Origin of the sequence: Streptomyces changchenzhani (genome assembly GCF_039766235.1) — a bacterium.
Taxonomy (GTDB): Bacteria; Actinomycetota; Actinomycetes; order Streptomycetales; family Streptomycetaceae; genus Streptomyces.
Genome location: NZ_JBDHNH010000001.1, coordinates 100,852 through 116,883, shown reverse-complemented (window position 1 = coordinate 116,883; position 16,032 = coordinate 100,852). Strand labels below are relative to the sequence as shown.

The 16,032-nt window shown below is 66.4% G+C and carries 19 protein-coding genes and 1 pseudogene; 7 read left to right on the top strand and 13 right to left on the bottom strand.

From position 1 onward, the window contains the following. Positions 1-70 precede the first annotated feature (70 nt). The 3 genes from ABCR94_RS00665 to ABCR94_RS00655 all read left to right on the top strand — a co-directional run bounded on the left by ABCR94_RS00665 (position 71) and on the right by ABCR94_RS00655 (position 2,992). A complete protein-coding gene (locus ABCR94_RS00665) occupies positions 71-886 on the top strand; it encodes a GAF and ANTAR domain-containing protein (protein WP_347116970.1) in 816 nt (271 codons plus the stop codon). Between the two features lie 121 nt (positions 887-1,007). Continuing rightward, on the top strand, positions 1,008-2,126 hold the full coding sequence (locus tag ABCR94_RS00660; protein ID WP_347116969.1) for an IS630 family transposase: 1,119 nt from the start codon (positions 1,008-1,010) through the stop codon (positions 2,124-2,126). A 128-nt stretch (positions 2,127-2,254) separates the two neighbouring features. Next, positions 2,255-2,992 carry a GAF and ANTAR domain-containing protein gene (locus ABCR94_RS00655; protein ID WP_347116968.1) on the top strand — a complete coding sequence of 246 codons (738 nt, stop codon included), beginning with the start codon at positions 2,255-2,257 and terminating at the stop codon, positions 2,990-2,992. A gap of 212 nt (positions 2,993-3,204) precedes the next feature. Here ABCR94_RS00655 and ABCR94_RS00650 read toward each other — a convergent pair whose 3' ends face one another. From ABCR94_RS00650 to ABCR94_RS00640, 3 genes are all read right to left on the bottom strand, one after another. Then, entirely contained in the window at positions 3,205-3,438 is a 234-nt protein-coding gene (locus ABCR94_RS00650; protein WP_347118404.1) for a hypothetical protein, read from the bottom strand. A gap of 7 nt (positions 3,439-3,445) precedes the next feature. Further along, on the bottom strand, positions 3,446-3,946 hold the full coding sequence (locus tag ABCR94_RS00645; protein ID WP_521975886.1) for a TNT domain-containing protein: 501 nt from the start codon (positions 3,944-3,946) through the stop codon (positions 3,446-3,448). A 397-nt stretch (positions 3,947-4,343) separates the two neighbouring features. After that, positions 4,344-5,039 (bottom strand): hypothetical protein, encoded by a 696-nt coding sequence (locus ABCR94_RS00640; RefSeq protein WP_347116967.1) that lies wholly within the window; start codon positions 5,037-5,039, stop codon positions 4,344-4,346. Positions 5,040-5,624: 585 nt separating this feature from the next. Between ABCR94_RS00640 and ABCR94_RS00635 the strand changes: the two genes are divergently transcribed. Both ABCR94_RS00635 and ABCR94_RS00630 read left to right on the top strand, forming a co-directional pair. After that, on the top strand, positions 5,625-5,882 hold the full coding sequence (locus ABCR94_RS00635) for a type II toxin-antitoxin system Phd/YefM family antitoxin (protein ID WP_347116966.1): 258 nt from the start codon (positions 5,625-5,627) through the stop codon (positions 5,880-5,882). After that, positions 5,879-6,139, top strand: a complete 261-nt coding sequence (locus ABCR94_RS00630; RefSeq protein WP_347116965.1) for a Txe/YoeB family addiction module toxin — start codon at positions 5,879-5,881, stop codon at positions 6,137-6,139. The genes ABCR94_RS00635 and ABCR94_RS00630 overlap by 4 nt, the downstream gene beginning before the upstream one ends. 349 nt (positions 6,140-6,488) lie before the next feature. Here the strand turns inward: ABCR94_RS00630 and istB are convergent, their stop codons facing one another. Both istB and istA read right to left on the bottom strand, forming a co-directional pair. Beyond that, a complete protein-coding gene (gene istB, locus ABCR94_RS00620; RefSeq protein WP_347116964.1) occupies positions 6,489-7,262 on the bottom strand; it encodes an IS21-like element helper ATPase IstB in 774 nt (257 codons plus the stop codon). 60 nt (positions 7,263-7,322) lie between these two features. Next, positions 7,323-8,798: an IS21 family transposase gene (gene istA, locus ABCR94_RS00615; RefSeq protein ID WP_521976416.1), complete on the bottom strand. Its 1,476-nt coding sequence runs from the start codon at positions 8,796-8,798 to the stop codon at positions 7,323-7,325. A 204-nt stretch (positions 8,799-9,002) separates the two neighbouring features. On the opposite strand from istA, the pseudogene ABCR94_RS00610 reads away from it, so the two are divergent. Next, positions 9,003-9,242 (top strand): annotated as a pseudogene (locus ABCR94_RS00610) (flavoprotein); the annotation flags it as partial. A 564-nt stretch (positions 9,243-9,806) separates the two neighbouring features. On the opposite strand, the gene ABCR94_RS00605 reads toward ABCR94_RS00610, so the two are convergent. From ABCR94_RS00605 to ABCR94_RS00595, 3 genes are read right to left on the bottom strand one after another with little or no spacing between them, the layout of a single operon-like run. Continuing rightward, entirely contained in the window at positions 9,807-9,968 is a 162-nt protein-coding gene (locus ABCR94_RS00605) for a hypothetical protein (RefSeq protein WP_347116962.1), read from the bottom strand. After that, the gene (locus ABCR94_RS00600; RefSeq protein ID WP_347116961.1) at positions 9,965-10,420 is read right to left on the bottom strand and encodes a hypothetical protein; all 456 of its coding nucleotides are present in this window, start codon (positions 10,418-10,420) and stop codon (positions 9,965-9,967) included. The genes ABCR94_RS00605 and ABCR94_RS00600 overlap by 4 nt, the downstream gene beginning before the upstream one ends. Further along, a complete protein-coding gene (locus ABCR94_RS00595) occupies positions 10,417-10,935 on the bottom strand; it encodes a hypothetical protein (RefSeq protein ID WP_347116960.1) in 519 nt (172 codons plus the stop codon). The genes ABCR94_RS00600 and ABCR94_RS00595 overlap by 4 nt, the downstream gene beginning before the upstream one ends. Positions 10,936-11,663: 728 nt before the next feature. Between ABCR94_RS00595 and ltrA the strand changes: the two genes are divergently transcribed. Continuing rightward, complete coding sequence (gene ltrA / locus ABCR94_RS00590; protein ID WP_347116959.1) at positions 11,664-12,929, top strand: group II intron reverse transcriptase/maturase; 1,266 nt, start codon at positions 11,664-11,666, stop codon at positions 12,927-12,929. A gap of 77 nt (positions 12,930-13,006) precedes the next feature. Here the strand turns inward: ltrA and ABCR94_RS00585 are convergent, their stop codons facing one another. The 5 genes from ABCR94_RS00585 to ABCR94_RS00565 form a co-directional block, all read right to left on the bottom strand. Continuing rightward, positions 13,007-13,708, bottom strand: coding sequence for a YgjP-like metallopeptidase domain-containing protein (locus ABCR94_RS00585; protein ID WP_347116958.1), 702 nt, complete (start codon positions 13,706-13,708; stop codon positions 13,007-13,009). 69 nt (positions 13,709-13,777) lie between these two features. Then, the gene (locus ABCR94_RS00580) at positions 13,778-14,149 is read right to left on the bottom strand and encodes a hypothetical protein (protein WP_347116957.1); all 372 of its coding nucleotides are present in this window, start codon (positions 14,147-14,149) and stop codon (positions 13,778-13,780) included. Continuing rightward, complete coding sequence (locus ABCR94_RS00575; protein ID WP_347116956.1) at positions 14,146-14,640, bottom strand: hypothetical protein; 495 nt, start codon at positions 14,638-14,640, stop codon at positions 14,146-14,148. The genes ABCR94_RS00580 and ABCR94_RS00575 overlap by 4 nt, the downstream gene beginning before the upstream one ends. Positions 14,641-14,913: 273 nt before the next feature. Next, on the bottom strand, positions 14,914-15,357 hold the full coding sequence (locus ABCR94_RS00570) for a hypothetical protein (RefSeq protein WP_347116955.1): 444 nt from the start codon (positions 15,355-15,357) through the stop codon (positions 14,914-14,916). Then, positions 15,354-16,007 carry a hypothetical protein gene (locus tag ABCR94_RS00565; RefSeq protein ID WP_347116954.1) on the bottom strand — a complete coding sequence of 218 codons (654 nt, stop codon included), beginning with the start codon at positions 16,005-16,007 and terminating at the stop codon, positions 15,354-15,356. The genes ABCR94_RS00570 and ABCR94_RS00565 overlap by 4 nt, the downstream gene beginning before the upstream one ends. Between the last annotated feature and the right edge of the window lie 25 nt (positions 16,008-16,032).

Genomic DNA, 16,032 nt, shown 5'->3' with positions numbered 1-16,032 from the left:
GTGAAGGTCCGATGGGCGATACTGGAGATCATCAATGCCGCCTGCCGACGGCAGGGCGGAGGTGAGTGGAATGCCCGAGTACCGCGACGCCGGAGACGGCGAGGAGTCGACCGCCGGTCACACCCGGTCGGGTGGCCAGGACGAGCGGACGTGGGTCACCGAGATCCTGGCCGAGGCCACATCGTCGGTCACGGACGCGGATGCCACGCTGGGCGAGGCCGGGCGGAGCATTCGGGAGGCACAGGCTCAGCTGTGCCGGGCCTGCGTCAATCTGCTGTCCGTCACCGGTGCGTCGATCTCCATCGCCGGCAGTATGGGTGTACGAGCCACCTGGTGCGCCAGTGATCCCACGGCGGCCCGGCTGGCCGAGGCCCAGTACACGCTGGGTGGCGGGCCGTGCCAGAGCGCACTGGACGCGGTGGCGCCGGTGTTCGCCCCGGATCTGACCCGGGGGTCCGATGTGCGCCGCTGGCCCTTCTTCGCCCAGCAGGCGATCGAACTCGGGGTCAAGGCGGCCTTCTCGCTGCCGCTCGGCAGCAGTGTGCTCGCGATCGGGACGCTCGATCTCTACCGCACGACACCTGGTCGGCTTTCCGATCGAGATCTGCGGATCGCCCTGTTGGCCTGCGACGCCATCACATTTACCGTGCTCAAGCTGCACAGCGGCAGCGACGCTGCTAATGACGGAGGAGTAGCGTCATGGTTGGACGCCGCGGAAGCAGACCACGATGAAGTCCATCTCGCCGTCGGTATGGTCATGATCCAGTTGAACGTCGACCCCCAGCAAGCTCTGGACCGGCTGAGGGCACGTGCCTTCGCCCAGAGCCGCACAGTGACCGAGGTGGCCCGAGATGTCGTCGCGCGGACGGCCCGTTTCCATGACTAGTGCGTTGGCCACGAACGTTCGCCGGGTCTGGCGACACGCTGATCGATGTTTAGGGTGCTGGGGTCGGTCGGCTTCACTCTGGATGCAACGTAGTTGTTGTTGAGGATGAGTGAGGTCGCAGATGGCAGAGCCGGTCAGGGCGCGACGGTTGACTGATCAAGAGGGGCAGAGGCTGCAGCAGATCGTTCGGCGGGGCCGCCACGAGTCCGTGCGGGTGCGTCGGGCACTGATCATCATGGCGTCGGCGTCGGGGACCACCGTGACGGCGATCGCGCAGTTGGTCGCCGCGCACGAGGACACAGTCCGGGACGTGATCCACGCGTTCAACGAGGAGGGCCTGGCCGCGCTGGACCCTCGGTGGGCGGGAGGCCGTCCCCGCCTGATCAGCGATGACGAACGCGAGTTCATCATCGCGACGGCCCGGACCCGCCCGGTCACGCTGGGACGTCCCTTCACGCACTGGAGCCTTCGCAAGCTCACCGACTACCTGGCCCGCAACCGGGTGAGGACGGTGAAGATCGGCCGGGAACGGCTGCGGCAGATCTTGCGCGAGAACGGGATCTCCTTCCAGCGGACCCGCACCTGGAAGGAGTCCAAGGATCCCGACAAGGACACCAAACTCGACCGCATCGAGCACGTGACCAGTCGTTTCCCGGACCGGTGTTTCGCCTTCGACCAGTTCGGCCCGCTGTCGATCCGCCCCTGCCACGGCTCCGGCTGGGCCCAGGAGAAGAAACCGGACCGGCTGCCGGCCACCTATCACCGCACCCACGGCATCCGGTACTTCCACGGCTGCTATTCCCTGGGCGACGACCAGCTGTGGGGAGTGACCCGCCGCCGCAAGGGCGGTGACCACAGCCTCTCGGCGCTGAAGTCGATCCGGGCCGCTCGCCCCGACGGCGCCCCTGTCTACGTGATCATGGACAACCTGTCGGCGAACAAGACCCCGACCATCCGGACCTGGGCGAAGAAGAACAAGGTCGAGTTGTGCCTGACGCCGACGAGCGCGTCGTGGGCCAACCCGATCGAGGCGCAGTTCGGGCCCCTGCGCAACTTCGTCATGGCCAACTCGAACCACCCCAACCACACCGTCCTCGCCCGCAAGCTCCAGGACTACCTGCGGTGGCGCAACGCCAACGCGCGGCACCCCGACGTCCTGGCCGCCCAGCGCCGCGAACGCGCCAAGGTCCGCAGCGAACGCCAGCAACGCTGGGGCCACCCACGCCCCAAGGCCGCATGACCAGACCCGGCACACGTTCGTGGCCAACGCACTAGCCGCATGCTCAGCCGCACGGCGCGTCGGGTGACCTGCTCCAGTTCCAGGACGGATATCGATACGGCACATTCGACCAGGGACGGTGTACGGGCATGAGCCGCGAACAGCAACTCGCAGAGGCGTTCGTCGGCCTTGCCGACACCCTCTCCCACGACTTCGACCCGATCGTCCTGCTCGACAGCCTCACCCGGCACTGCGTGGACCTCCTCGGGGTCGACGCGGCCGGAGTCATGGTGGCGAAGGCCAACGGCGAGCTGCGCACGATGGCCGTCTCCGACGAGCGCGCGGCCATGCTGGAGCTCTTCCAGCTGCAGATGGGGGAAGGCCCCTGCCTCGACGCGTACCGCACGGGCCGGCCGGTCGCCGTGGAGGACCTCGCGGAGTCCGCCGACCGCTGGCCCCGGCTGGCTCCGATCGCCGTGGCCGCCGGATTTCGCTCCGTGTACGCCCTGCCGCTGCGCGTCAACCAACACATCATCGGTGCGCTCAATCTCCTGGGCATGACCCCGGAGTGCCTGTCCCCCGCGGGGCAGGACCTCGCCCAGGCGCTGGCCGACGTCGCCGCGGTGGGCCTCGTCCACTGGCGGTCGGACCCGGCGAGGCCCGGCGAGATCCTCACCCAGGTGCAGGCGGCGCTGGCGGCCAAGGCATCCGTCGACATCGCCAGGGGCATGCTGGCGGAGGCGGGCGACCTCGACCCGTCGCAGGCCTCCCGCCTGTTGACCATGTACAGCAAGCAGCACGGGCGGCGGCTCACCGAGACCGCGCAGGCGCTCGTACGGCGCACCATCGGCCCCGCGACGGTGCTGAGCGCGCTGCCGCAGACCTGAGGCAGCGGCGTTCGGTCAGGCGCGCCGCCCCGGTGGTGAGGGCGGCGCCGGTCGCCCCGGTGGCGGGTCGCAGACCTTCACCTGCGCGGGGCACAGCAGCCGGTGGCCAACCTGGTAGCTCGGCCAGAGTCACGCGCATGGCCGTACCCGCGCGTCCGGTTTCCGGGTCCCTGCGCGTGCCGTCCTCGGGGTGGCCGTACTCCGCCTGCCCGTCAGGTCAGCAGCCGCAGCAGGTGTGCGCAGGCCGCGTCCTCGCTCGGATGCCACTCGATGACGTGGTAGGTCCCCCGCTCGTACACGCCCGTCTCCCACGCCCCGCCCGAAGTCCTGCGCACAAAGAGGAAGTCGGGGGGTGCGGGAGTCGGTTCGTGCACGTCCTCGATCCGGTAGTACCCGTCGGCCACCCCGGCCCGGCGCAGTGCGGCCCACAGGCCGTGGCGGTCCAGCACGGGGTTACGTCGTCGACTTCGCCGGGATCGGCCGCGCCACCACCGGAGCGAGGTAACCCCGGTCGAGCAACCACTTCACATTGAGCGCCTGCCCCTGCCCCGGGTCGAGGAACACCGGGTCCAGCTTGATCTGCTGCCCACGGCCCGGCTGCTCGAACCAGGGCGCGATGCTGCCCTGCCAGACGGTGAACGACTTGGCGACGCGGTACACGCGGTAGTCGCAAGGATGGGCGGCGTCACGGGTGTTGAGATTCTGCGGAGGCAGCGCCCGCTTCGCGTACGCGTCACCGGCGGGCGCCAGATAGGAACCGTACTCCGATCCGAAACGGTCCAAATTCTGCCCGCGCACGAGCCGTTGGGGATGCTTGTCCACTTCCCCGTTGACGTCACCGAAGCCGTCGTTGGGCGGGTACTTCCAGCCGCCCGAATCGGCCGGCCCCTCCCAGTACTTCTTCAGGAAGTCCGGCGAGGACAGCTTCCCGGTCCGGTGATACCGATTCAGCAACGGCCCCACGGGCTTCTGCCACTTCTTAGGCAACCGCTCGGGCCCCAGCCGCGCGTCCCCCTGGAACTTCCCGGCGCAGATCTCGGCCTTGCCCGCCGCCGGGACGACGCGCGCCGCAGCCCCCGCTCATCACCCGCCGGGGCGGGCGCGGCGGCGGCCTGGGCGCCAGGACCTGCCACGATCACGGCAACGGCGCCAAGTGCGGCAAGAACACTGCGAATTCGGCTCACCCGGTGTCTCCTCACGAGTCAACGATGTACTGACTGACGTCCTGACGTCCTGACGTCCTGACGTACTGACTTCGCGGAAGGTATCCGGCTGGTGGCAGAAAGTGAATGGCGCCTTTTGCGTCGAAGGCTCGCCGCGGCGCTCAACCGGCCGAGCAGCGCTCGTATACCTATGTCCCGTTGCGCGGGCCGAAGGCCGGTGGCCCCTGGTCGCCCCCGGGCAGTTCGCTGTCGCCGCTCTTCCACGCGGGGTCATAGGCGCAGGGCACGGTGGCGCCACCGGTGAAGTACTCCCGGTCTCGGTACCAGGTGAAGGACATTCTCTCGTCCCCGTCGTCCCGTTGGACGAACAGGTCCCAGTCCCTGCCCTTCGCGCCCTCACGGTAGGACGTGATTTCCCAGTCGTGGTCCTTCAGGTACTGGTGCAGCCGACGGAGGCCGGATTTGGCCTGACTCGCGGGGACGTGGTCCAGCGCCCAGCTGTGTCTCATCGCGTAGGCGCCGTCGATGGTCTCGTCCTCCAGCCCCAGTGGGCCCCCGTCGTAGCAGGACGAAGAGCTGAACGTGTTCTCCGTACTGACGCCGATGTCCTCGACGCCCGGTACCACGGTGCGCGTGAACCCCACGATGTCGTATGCCTCCTGGGAACGCTGGAAGGCGCGGTTCCCCATTTCCTTGGGCGCGACCCGGGGGAAGTCCGTCGACCCCATGGAGTTCCATGCGGCCCCTGCGAGCGGGACGACCAGAACGAGTGCGAAGAGTGCGACGAGCGCGGCGCAGCCGCATCCGAGGGACTTGAGAACGGAAGAGGGGGACCCGGACTCGGCCGGGGCGGTGGTGGTGGACGGTGCGGTCTCGTCGGGCATACGAGGACCGTATGTCGGCAGTGGAGCACGGCGGATGGGCCCGGCTACCCGGCAAGGAGTGAGTACTCGTACTCACTTGATCTTCGCTCGCTGCCCGAAGGACGACGACCACTGAAACGGGCCCAGGTTCTGTCCCGTGGATCATGTGCGGAGCCAGACGACGAGGGCGGCTGCTGTCGGTCGGGGCCGTTGTCGAGTGCGGGTTGTGTCATCGATTCCCTCTGAGAAGTCGGGAGTTGCTGGTCGCGAGACGACGCCGTGGCCCCCGGCAGGATTCGAACCTGCGGCACCCGCTTTAGGGGAGCCGGCAAGATCGTGACGGGTATACCAGGTGATCACAGTGGCTCCTGTGCTTCCTGGTCAGAGCCGTGTCCGCATCGCTGGTGTGACGCTCAATCCAACGGGTGCTGGCTTGTCCGCTCACACATCGCTCACGCCCAGACGGGTACCCCGCATGCTCGGAGGCGGGTGCGTCGTCGGTTCACGGCGGCCATCACGACACGGCTGGGCGTCACCTGTCCACCTGCCGCTTGGCGCAGCAAAGGATACGTTGTACAATTTCTTGTACAAGAGTAGAGGTGAGCGATGAAGACCATGACTTACTCCGAGTCTCGCGCGAGGTACGCCGAGGTACTCAGTTCCGTGAATGACGACCGCGAAGAGGTCGTCATCACCCGAGCTGGCCATGATCCGGTCGTCATAGTCTCCCTGGAGGACTACGAGTCCCTCAAGGAGACGGCATACCTGCTGCGCAGCCCGGCTAACGCCAGGCGGCTGCTGGCCTCGATCGAGGAACTGGAAAACGGCGGTGGCACCGTACGTGATCTGGCGATCGCCGAATGAAGATCACTTTCGCTTCTCGTGCCTGGGACGACTACCTGTGGTGGCAGGCCCAGGACCGGAAGCTGCTGAAGCGGATCAACACGCTGATCGCGGATATCGAACGAAACGGGAATGAGGGAATCGGCAAGCCGGAGCCGCTCAAGCACGGCTTCCAGGGCTACTGGTCGCGGCGTATCAATGATGAGCACCGACTGATCTACAAGGCCACTGAAGATGCGGTCTTGATCGCACAGTGCCGCTACCACTATGAGAGCTAATCTTTCCCCTCGTGAGGTGGCCTCCTTCTCTTGCGTGAGCGGGAGCGGGGGGCAGCCAGCAGTGGCGGCGACCGCTCCGCCACCAAAGACTTCTTAGCCGAAGCGCAGGACATCGCCCGTCATGTGGCCCTCGATCGGCCCGCCGCCTGGGCCAATTTCAGCCCCACCAACGTCACCTTTCGCTCCGTCAGCGCCGCCAACGTTTTTGGTGACGTGGGCATTGGATCTCCGACACCTTGGCCGTGTGTCAACGGTCATTGAGATGCCCAGGTAGGTGGCCGTTGGAGGCCCAGGCTGGTGGCCATCAGAAACCCAGGCGTGTGGCCAGTGGTGTTCCTGGGGTGGGGGGTCAGTTCAAGGGGACCACTCCCTTCCCGGCGAGGGCCTCAGCGAGGCGATGTGAGTCGCCGGAGGTGGTCACGAGGTGAGCGTGATGCATGAGGCGATCGGTGCTCGCGCCCGCGAGAGTCTTCGGCATGATCGTGTCGAAGCCCGAGGGATGAATGTTGCTGGTCACCGCGATAGAACGGCGCTCATAGGCGGCATCGATGATCCGGTAGAACGCCTCGGCGGCGTCCTCGCCGACTGGAAGCAGGCCAATGTCATCAATGACAATCAAATCGGCCCGGCAGATCCGGGCGACGGTCCGTGCGGTGGACCCGTCGACCTTCGACTTGCCGATCGCGGTGCTCAGCGTCTCCAGGGTGAACCAGGACACCCGCATGTCCTTCTCGATCGCGGCCTGGGCCAGGCCCTCGGTGAAGTGGCTCTTGCCCGTCCCCGACGGGCCGGCGATCACCAAGTTCTCGGCGCGGCCGATCCATTCCAGGGTGGTGAGGGAATTCTGGGTGGGTTCGGGGATGGTGGAGTCCTCGGCCCGCCAGGAGCCCAGGGTCTTGCCGGTGGGGAAGTTCGCCGAGTGGCGCCGCAGGCGCCGGGTGGCCGCGTCGCGGCCGGTGACCTCCTCGGCTATCAGCAGCCGCAGCACCTCGGCAGGGTCCCAGCGTTGAGCTCGGGCGGTGGCCAGAACGTCCGGGGCCGCCTTGCGCATATAGGGCAGACGCATGCGGCGCATGAGCTTGTCGAGTTCCTCGGGGATCGCGGGCGGGTTGGGAAAGCTCATGGGGGTGCCGTTCTCTTATGAGACGTTCGGTCAGGATTCGCTGGTGGGTGATGTGTTGGGTCAGCGGCCCAGGGCCTGCCAGCCACTGGTTCCGTTCTGGACGGAGTGGGCTTCGTCCGCGCGGACGACCTCTCCGGCGGGCTTGCTGTCGGCGATGTGTCCCAGGATCGAGAGCAAGTCGTCGTCGGCGAAGCGCCCGGCTGTGGCCGCCAGCCCCAGGGCCTGGTCGACTCTGTCGTTGCCCAGGACGGCGGCCAGCTCGACCGCGCGGGCCATCTTGGCGCGGATGCGGGTGGCGCCGGCGGGTCCGGCTTCCTTGAGCCAGCGCCCGGCTCCGGGGCCGATGCCCACGAACGCGATCTCCGCTTCCGAGCGGGGCCGCAGCCTCGGCTGGTGGATGCTGCGTCCGTCGGGATGGTCGGGGTAGTGCTCGTCGATGATCTGCGGAACACCCGGGGTGGAGAGCTCGTGGCGCCAAATCTCCGAGAGATCACCGGAGTTGGTGCGGGCGGTGATGGACAGTTCCTCGCCGACCACCCGGCACCACACCCTCGCGCCGGTATATCCCGGCGGGGTCGAGTAGCGCACCGAGTTGAAGCTGATAGTGCGGTCCGAGCCGACCAGCCGTTCCTCGCCCAGCGCGAGCGCGAGCGGCTCGATGGGCAGGACGTGCAGCGTGGTGCGTTCGACGTCCAGACGGTCCGCAGGTATCTGCCCAGTCGCCCGGTGGCGGCGCGAGTTCACCGCATCGCACCAGGTCAGGCAGGCATCGGCGAGCTCGGAGAAGGTGTCGTAAGCGGCCAGCAGGTTCGCATCTGTGGGCACCAGGTCGGCTTTCGCGATACGAACCGTCGCTTCCGCGCCGCCCTTCGATTCGGGGTCGTAGGGCACGCAACTGACCACTTGGCAGCCGTAATGCCGGCCCGCGGCGACCATCTGCGGATGACGTACCGGGATCCCGGCGATGTGCTCGACGGTCACCGTCTTCGCGTTGTCGGTCAGCACGTAGGTCGGCGCCCCGCCGATCCGCCTGAGCGTGGTGTCCAGGCAGGCCACCAGCGTGCCCAACGTGCAGTCCCAGACCGGGATCACGACCCGAAACCGCGACCAGGACAGCCACGCGCAGAACAACCAGGTCCGACGGCCGTCGATGCGCGGACCCTCGCCCCAGTCGAACTGGAGCCACCGGCCCGGCTCGGGAATCCACGGCCGGTACGTGCGGCGCTTGCCCGCCTTCCACGCGCTCTTCGCCGCGTTCACCGCCCGCCGCGTCGAGCGTTCGCTGCCCCGGTAGCCCATCTTCACGAGCTTCTCGTGCACCACATCGGCTCGGATCGTCGCCTTCGACTGCTCGACCCACTCCTCGACCTTCTCCCCGAACGCGTCGATCATCTTCGGCCGCGGCTCTCGCTCATAGGGATTGCGCCCGCCGTTGCGGGCCTCGACATACCTCTTGACCGTCTTCGGGTCGTGCCCCGTCAAGGTCGCCGCCGACCAGACCGTCCCGGTCAGGTCGTACGCCTCAAGGATTTCCATAATCTCCGTGTCAGACTTCGTCACAGGACCTCTCCGGCCGGTAGCTGATGCGTGCAAACACCAGCAAACGGGCGGAGGGGTCTCCTCCAGTTAAGGAAGTGATCAGGAACACCACTGGTCAGACGGCCATCCACCTGGACTTCCGGTGGCCATCAGCCTGGACTCGGCTGGCCGCACATCTGGACTTTGCCACGGCCGCCGTCAGCCGTGGGCATCCTGTGCGAGGCGTACGGCTTCAGCATCCCCACCGCCGTCCTGCCGTACCTGAACTTGGCCCAGGCCGCCCACTGCGCGTACCGGCTGAGTCTGGCCCGGCTGCGCGAGATGGGCGTACTGATCGGCTCGTACGAGCCGCACCGGCCGAAGGCCGGAGGCGGGGCCGACCGCTTGCGCTGGCAGGAAGCGCTGGAGCTGCTCACTCCCAAGCTGTCCGCCCAGGCGTGATCACCGCCGCCGTGGTTGTGGCGCCTGCGGGAGCGGGGCCGTCGATGCGGCGGGGACCGAGCCTGAGGCGGACATCCGGCCCGGCGAGGCCGACGGGACTGTGCCGGATGATGCTGCTCCGCCGGGCGGTATTTGGGAGATCAACTCCCCGTCCGCTCACGCAAACGGCCCCGGACGAAGGGTCCGAGGCCGGTTGGAGCCCCTCCCTGGGGGAGGAAACCCAGGTCAGAGCGGCAATGCTTTGTGCCCCCGGCAGGATTCGAACCTGCGGCACCCGCTTTAGGAGAGAGTTGGATCTTTCTCCCGCGCAGTGGAGCGGCGATCCGCCTTTTCCCAGGTCATCGCACTATAAGTGCAGGTCAGAGGCTCGCGGTGGTAGTCGCGCCGTCTCGACCCAGCGGCATTTCTTACCGGATCGTTCCCCGTCCTTCCCTGGCTGTTCTTAGGGTTCTGTCCCCCGCCTGTCCCCCGGGCGTCCCCTGAGACCCTCCGCTTGGTCCTCCGCCTGAGCAGCCGAATCAAAGGCGCAGCTGACCGAACGCTAAGCATTCGAGCGACTACCGCTCAGGGTTCGTGCCGCTCAAAGAGAACCACGTAAGCGCGGCGCACGATGCGGCGCTCGCCAGGAGGAGTCGCCTCGGCGGACAGGGTGCCGAAGGCGACTGCGAGCACTGGCGGAGGAGGGAGCATCTCCGGCGCCACGGCCGTGCTGATTGTGTCGGTCACTCGCTCAGACCCTTGGCGTCGCACTCGGCGCAATGGTCCGAGCACAGAAACGCCTCGCCGTGCGTCTGGCCGTGCCCGCAGGCCCGGCAAACCGCCCACTGCCTGACCGTGAGCCCGACCTGATCTGAACCGCACTTCGCGCAGCGCACTCCGTGCACGAGCGGCGTCTGGCCGTCCGCGTCGGGGTGGCTGGCCGTGTAGCCCAGCAGGCGTGCCTGCGGCTGCATCATGTCCACCTCGGGCAGCTTCGGGTCCTGCGTCAGCCGGACGAACGCCGAGTGGGCGACGGTGACGTTGGACGTCAGCGGGTGTGCTTCGAGTTGCGTCATGAGACACGTCGGGCCCCGGTCGCCGTCTTCGGTGAGCGTGTAGTGCGCGACCTCCCACACCGCCCGCCAGTCTTCGCCCAGTCCTGGGCGGCCCGCGTCCGTGCGCGGCATCCTCGTCGTCACAGCCAGCGTCCTTCGTTGTCGCGGGTGGTGAGGCCTATCGCCTCTTGGTCGTGGATCTCCCAGAGGGTCAGTCGCGGCAAGGCGCTGACGTGCTCGATGTGCACTACTGCGAGACGGTCGCCGTCTGGGTCGTAGTGGCCTTCGTCCCATCGCATGCGGCCCGTGTTCTCCCAGTACAGGCCTGAGTGGACGAGCCAGATACGGCGCAGCTCAGGGTCGTAGTCGAAGACCTCCCAGACGTCGGCTGGGCCGTCCGCGTCGCGCGGCCACGACTGGGCTGTGCCGTACGGGCGGCCGAGCTCGCGCTGCGTCTTCAGCTCGATAGGGGTGAGCGGGTGCGCCGGCCGTATGTGCTGGTACGCCTGACCGGCAATCAGCTCCCGTGCGGTGACGGCTTCGCCGTTGCGGTCGAAGGTCGTCACGTCGTCGGCGACATCGTTATAGACGTGGAAGTTCCAGCGCGCGCCGTCGTGGCACAGGAATGTCTCACCCACGTTGATCTCGTCGTAGCTCACTACTCGTTCACCTCCGGGAGGTAAAGCCAGGGCGAGCCGTCGCGGACCCGCTTCACGTAGGCGTACTCCAAGTCGTGGGCGGCCTCGGCGGAAGGTGTCAGGGAGTTGGGGCAGGTGGCGGCTCGTGATGACTGCTTGGTTGGTTGTGTCCTGAACGTGAAAGGGAGCTGGTTGTAGGTCAGTTCCTGGAATCGATGCTGCGCGAGAGATGAAGGTATGGCCCTTCGAAGCCGCCCTGCGGAGGGAGGCTTCAAACCGCCTCATGCTGCGCTAGTTGATGACTGCCGTGGTGAGCGATTGGGGAAAAGGCGTCGTAAGAGACGTCAGGTAGGGATCGGGAAGATGAGCGCAAGCGAATCGTTGCGGAAGCGTCGTTAAGCAGACAGATGACATCGAAACCGGGGTCTTTAGCCAACTCCGGGATGAGCCTGGCGGACATCCGCTTACTGGCCAGGTGGTGTCCGGCGTGTAGACGACATGAGCCCGGTCTGCCGCTTTCGCGTGGAACAGGAGAAGGCGTGCCCCGATACCGTCTTGCCCGACTGGGGCAGGACGAGAGGGAGTGTCCCAAGCGGCAGACACCGCAAGGGATCGAGTACCGATGCGGGGGACGCTGGCGGACCGACTCGTAGTAGTGATGAAGCCCCTGTAATGGGGGTGGAGCGAAGGGGTCGGGCCATTCGTGACGTTGTTTGTCTAGACAACCGGGGATCTCCGGGAGGAACTACATGGACGCGTTGAAGTCATCAGGCAAGCCGTTTGATATTTCGAAACGGGAAGTCTGGGAGGCATACGAAAGAGTGAAGGCAAACAGAGGTGCGCCCGGCGTGGATAGTCGGTCCATCGAAGACTTCGAGAAGGATCTCAAGGGAAACCTTTACAAGATCTGGAACAGGATGTCCTCAGGGACCTACTTTCCACCGCCGGTGCGTGCGGTGGAGATTCCCAAGTCGTCGCCTGGCGACGGCGTGAGGGTCTTGGGCGTGCCAACGGTGACCGACAGAATTGCCCAGACCGTAGTGGCCAGGCATCTCATGGAACGGGTTGATCCCGTATTCCATGAAGACTCCTATGGCTATCGGCCTGGACGGTCGGCACTGGACGCGGTGGAACGTTGCCGTCAGCGCTGCTGGAAGAGGGACTGGGTGATCGATCTCGATGTCCAGAAGTTCTTCGACAGTGTCCGGTGGGACCTCATCGTCAAGGCCGTGGAGGCGCACACCGATGCCGTATGGGTGATTTTGTATGTCAAGCGGTGGCTTCAAGCACCGCTGCAACTACCCGACGGCACCTTGCAGGTGCGAGACCGCGGAACCCCACAGGGCTCAGCTGTCTCACCTGTGCTCGCGAACCTGTTCATGCACTACGCGTTCGACACATGGCTGACCCGGAAGTGGCCGGGCATCACGTTCGAACGGTACGCCGACGACGCGGTCGTGCACTGCGTGTCGGAGCGTCAGGCCCGCGATGTGCTGGCCGCGCTGATGGACAGGATGGAGGAAGTCGGGCTGCGACTGCATCCCGACAAGACCAAGATCGTGTACTGCCGGGACGGGAAACGCCGACGGCCCTTCGGGCAGACGGAGTTCACCTTCCTCGGGTACACGTTTCGAGCGCGAGAAAGCCGGAACAAGCACGGACGGCGATCCACGTCGTTCGAGCCGGCGATCAGCAAGGAAGCTCTGAAGAGGATCAGTGGGGAAGTCCGCAGTTTGCGGCTCCACACCCGGTCCGACCTCTCCTTCGTAGAGCTCGCACGACGGGTCAACCCGACCGTGCGGGGCTGGATGAACTACTACGGCCGGTTCTACCGGTCGGCGTTGACACCCCTTCTGATGCGCATCAACGCCTACTTGGTGCGATGGATCCGGCAGAAATACAAGAGGCTCTCGGCGCTGCGGAAGGCACTCCGGAAGATGTGGGATATCGCAGATCGGTATCCCTGCATGTTCGCGCACTGGAGATGGACAACAGTTGCGTCCTCGGCCTGGTGATCAGAGTGGCAAGAGCCGTGTGATGGGAGATCATCAAGCACGGATCTGTGAGAGCCGAGGGGTGAGATTCCCCTCGGCTACTCGGCAGTGGTGAGGTCGCCGAGCCAAAGGCTGCGTAAGGCGTGGTCGAGCTGGTGGGAGTCGGCGATGGTGTGGAGGTTGAGGGTGCGGTGGATGAGTTCGTGGAGGAGTAGTTCATCGAGCTGGATGGTGGCCCAGTGGAGAGTGAGGCCGCGGGTGGGGTGGTGGCGGGCTCGGGTGGTGCGGAGCCGGGTCGAGAATGAGACCGGTATGCCTGTATTGCGGGAGCGTGCTGCTATTTGCAGGTCGATGATTTTGAGCCATTCCTGGCCGGTGGCGGCGTAGAAGTTGATGAGCCCTTGTCTGGCTTTGTGGAGTTTTTCCGCTGTGCTGTGTCGCATGGAGATGCAGCAGCGTGTTCCGGGGTCCAGATGGTGAAGGGCGGGCTCGATCTGCTGGGTGTCCGGGACGACCCGGAGGCGGTGCGGCTGGCCGAGGACCGGGAACTCCTCGCCGGTCTCGAGGACCTTGATTGGGTTGTTGGGCCTGGTGTCGGCGATGCAGGTGAGCTGCTGGTAGATCCAGCGGCGGCGGCGCCGGGCGAGGTCGGATGCCTGGGCGTCGGTGGTGTGGTGGGGGCCGCGGACGATGACCTGTCCGATGGTGGTGACGTCGAGGTCCATGGTGGTGCGGTCGCTGGTTCGCACGCTGATCGTGATGTCGCCGACGACGATGGTGCGTTCGGTCTTATAGGTCACTGCATTGGCGTCCTGTTCATGGTGTTCGCGGTGTGTAAGGCAGTCCGGTGCAGCTCGGCCGGAGGCTCGTCAGTGGCGGTTGCAGACCCAGGTCTTTGGTTCGCCGTGAGTGACGAGGTCCAGCTCCGTCGTGGTGCTCTTGCTGCACAGCTGGCAGGCGACGTGGACGGTGCGGGGCATCCGCAGAGGCCGTATCGGCTCGTCGGCGTGGAGTGTGAACGGGGTTGTCTTGCCGGGGACGGTGATGATCAGCCGAGAGGGATGGTCGGGATGGGGTTCGGCCTGCACGACGAGCAGGTGCTCGTCGGGGGCCTCGTGGAGGGCGAAGGTGTCGCCCACCCGAAGGCGCGAGGCGGGAAGGGCCGAGGGGAGCGAGACGGTGACCATGAAGCCCTGAGCCTGGCGGGGGTTGGGCATGGGCGGGTTGGGCGACGGGTTCACGGCTGATCTTTCTGGTGTGGTGCCGGAGCGAGGGAGCGGTAGGTGTGACTGGCTGTGAGTTCGGCGGTCAACTGGATCCGCGCTTTGCGTAGTCGCTGCTGAGCAGTGCGCAGGCGGGCTTCGGCGCCGGCTAGGGCTTGCTTGTGCCGCGTGACGAGTTCGGCGAGGCGGGCGACCTGCTGCGTGTAGTGCGTTACTGCGTCGGCGCGGAGTTCGACGGTTGGCCTTCGGGGCTTGTATCCACCCGGGGGCTTGCGGGTCTTGTTGCGCTGAGTCCGGGCGAAGTCGACGAGTTCTTCACGGACGACGTACTTGATCCGCTTGCTGAGGGGGCCGGTCAGGAGCACCAGGCGGGGGAAGTCGGTGTGACGCTTGGCCCAGTTGCTGACGGCGGAGCGGCTGACCCCGACGAGGCGGGCTCCGTCGGCGAGGGTGACCAGCGCGTCCTCGTGTCCTTCGTACTCGGGGCGGAGCCATGTCACTGCTTCCATGCTGGTCGTCCTTGCTGGGGGTGCGGGTGCGGGTGCGGGTGAGGTAGCGGTAGAGGTGGCCGCCGATGCGTTTGTTGATCTCCGCACTGGCGGATACGTCGCCTGGGGTGTGGTCGGCGTGGGTGGCGACGGGGCGCTGGTGTTCGTTGCACCAGCGGGTCCAGTGCCAGCGGGAGCCGTCGGGCGCGATGTACCGGCGGGTGAGGTCGTACCTGACGCCGACGAAGTCGTAGACGGTGGTGGGGAAACCGGCCTGCCAGGGCAGTCGACTGGTCACAGGCTGGTGTGCTGCTGGGTGTAAATCTCGGCGGCGTTGCCGTCGCTGGGTACGCCGAGGGTGATCGCCAGTGCAGCGAGGAGGCCGGTAACGATGGCTGCCTGCTCGGATCTGTGCGCGGGTGTCATGGCGAGGTGGGCGGGCAGTTCGAGATCGGTGCGAAGACGGGCGCGCAGGCGGTTGATTTCGTCGGCGATCTGGCGGCAGACCGGTTCGACGTGGCGCTGATGGTGTCGCCTGGCTGCGGCTTCCTGCTGCTGGTCGGATGTGTGCAGCCGCTGGCAACTGCCGCACAGATGGCCTGGGGCGGGTTCGGGGATTTCGCGTAGGGAGAGGCTTCCGCAGCGGGTGAGGACGAGTTGGTGAGGGTCGGCCGGCCAGGTGGTCACGGGCACGAGGTGCGGTTTGCCGGAGACGGAGATGCCGTACAGAGGATTCATCGGCTTCGCCCGTTCTTGATGAGGGCCAAGAGGAAGGTGAGATCGTCTGCGGCGTGGACGAGGAGGTCGGCTGCGGCTTCGGCGTCAGCGAGAGCTTGTTCGGGTTGATCGTCGTCCGGTTCGTGGTTGCAGAGGACCTCGGCGACCCGCGCGCCGTCCATGTCGCAGATCTCCAGGGAGGTGTGCGCGGCCTTGGCGTGGGACGCGTCGAGGAGTGCACTGTCGGTGGACCAGTCGGTGCGGCGTAGTCCAAGGGGCGGCAGATTCGCGGCCTTGAGGCGTGCGGTGATCTCGGTGATGCGCTCGCTGCGGGCGTGGTCCGCCTGCGTCCAGCGGGTGTGCTGGTCGCGGGTGGCGAACCAGTGGTAGCCGCGCCGGCCGTGGACGGTCGTGGTATCGAATGCGGTACCGAGGATCTGGCGCCACTTCGGTGAGGGGAGTCGGACGAGTTCATCTTCGGCGAGCAGACGGTCGATGAGTCGTACGCATTCGACGCTGCCGTGGGGGAGGTCTGGGACGGTGCGGTAGGTGTCGCGGTCGTATCCGGCGGCCCAGAACACGGTCATGACGAGGTCGTATCGCTGCAGGGGTCGGTCGGCGGATTCCAGGGCGTTGAGGATGGTGTCGCGGTTGAGGGTGATGGGCGTCATGGTGGTGTTCCGTTCGTGGTGATTG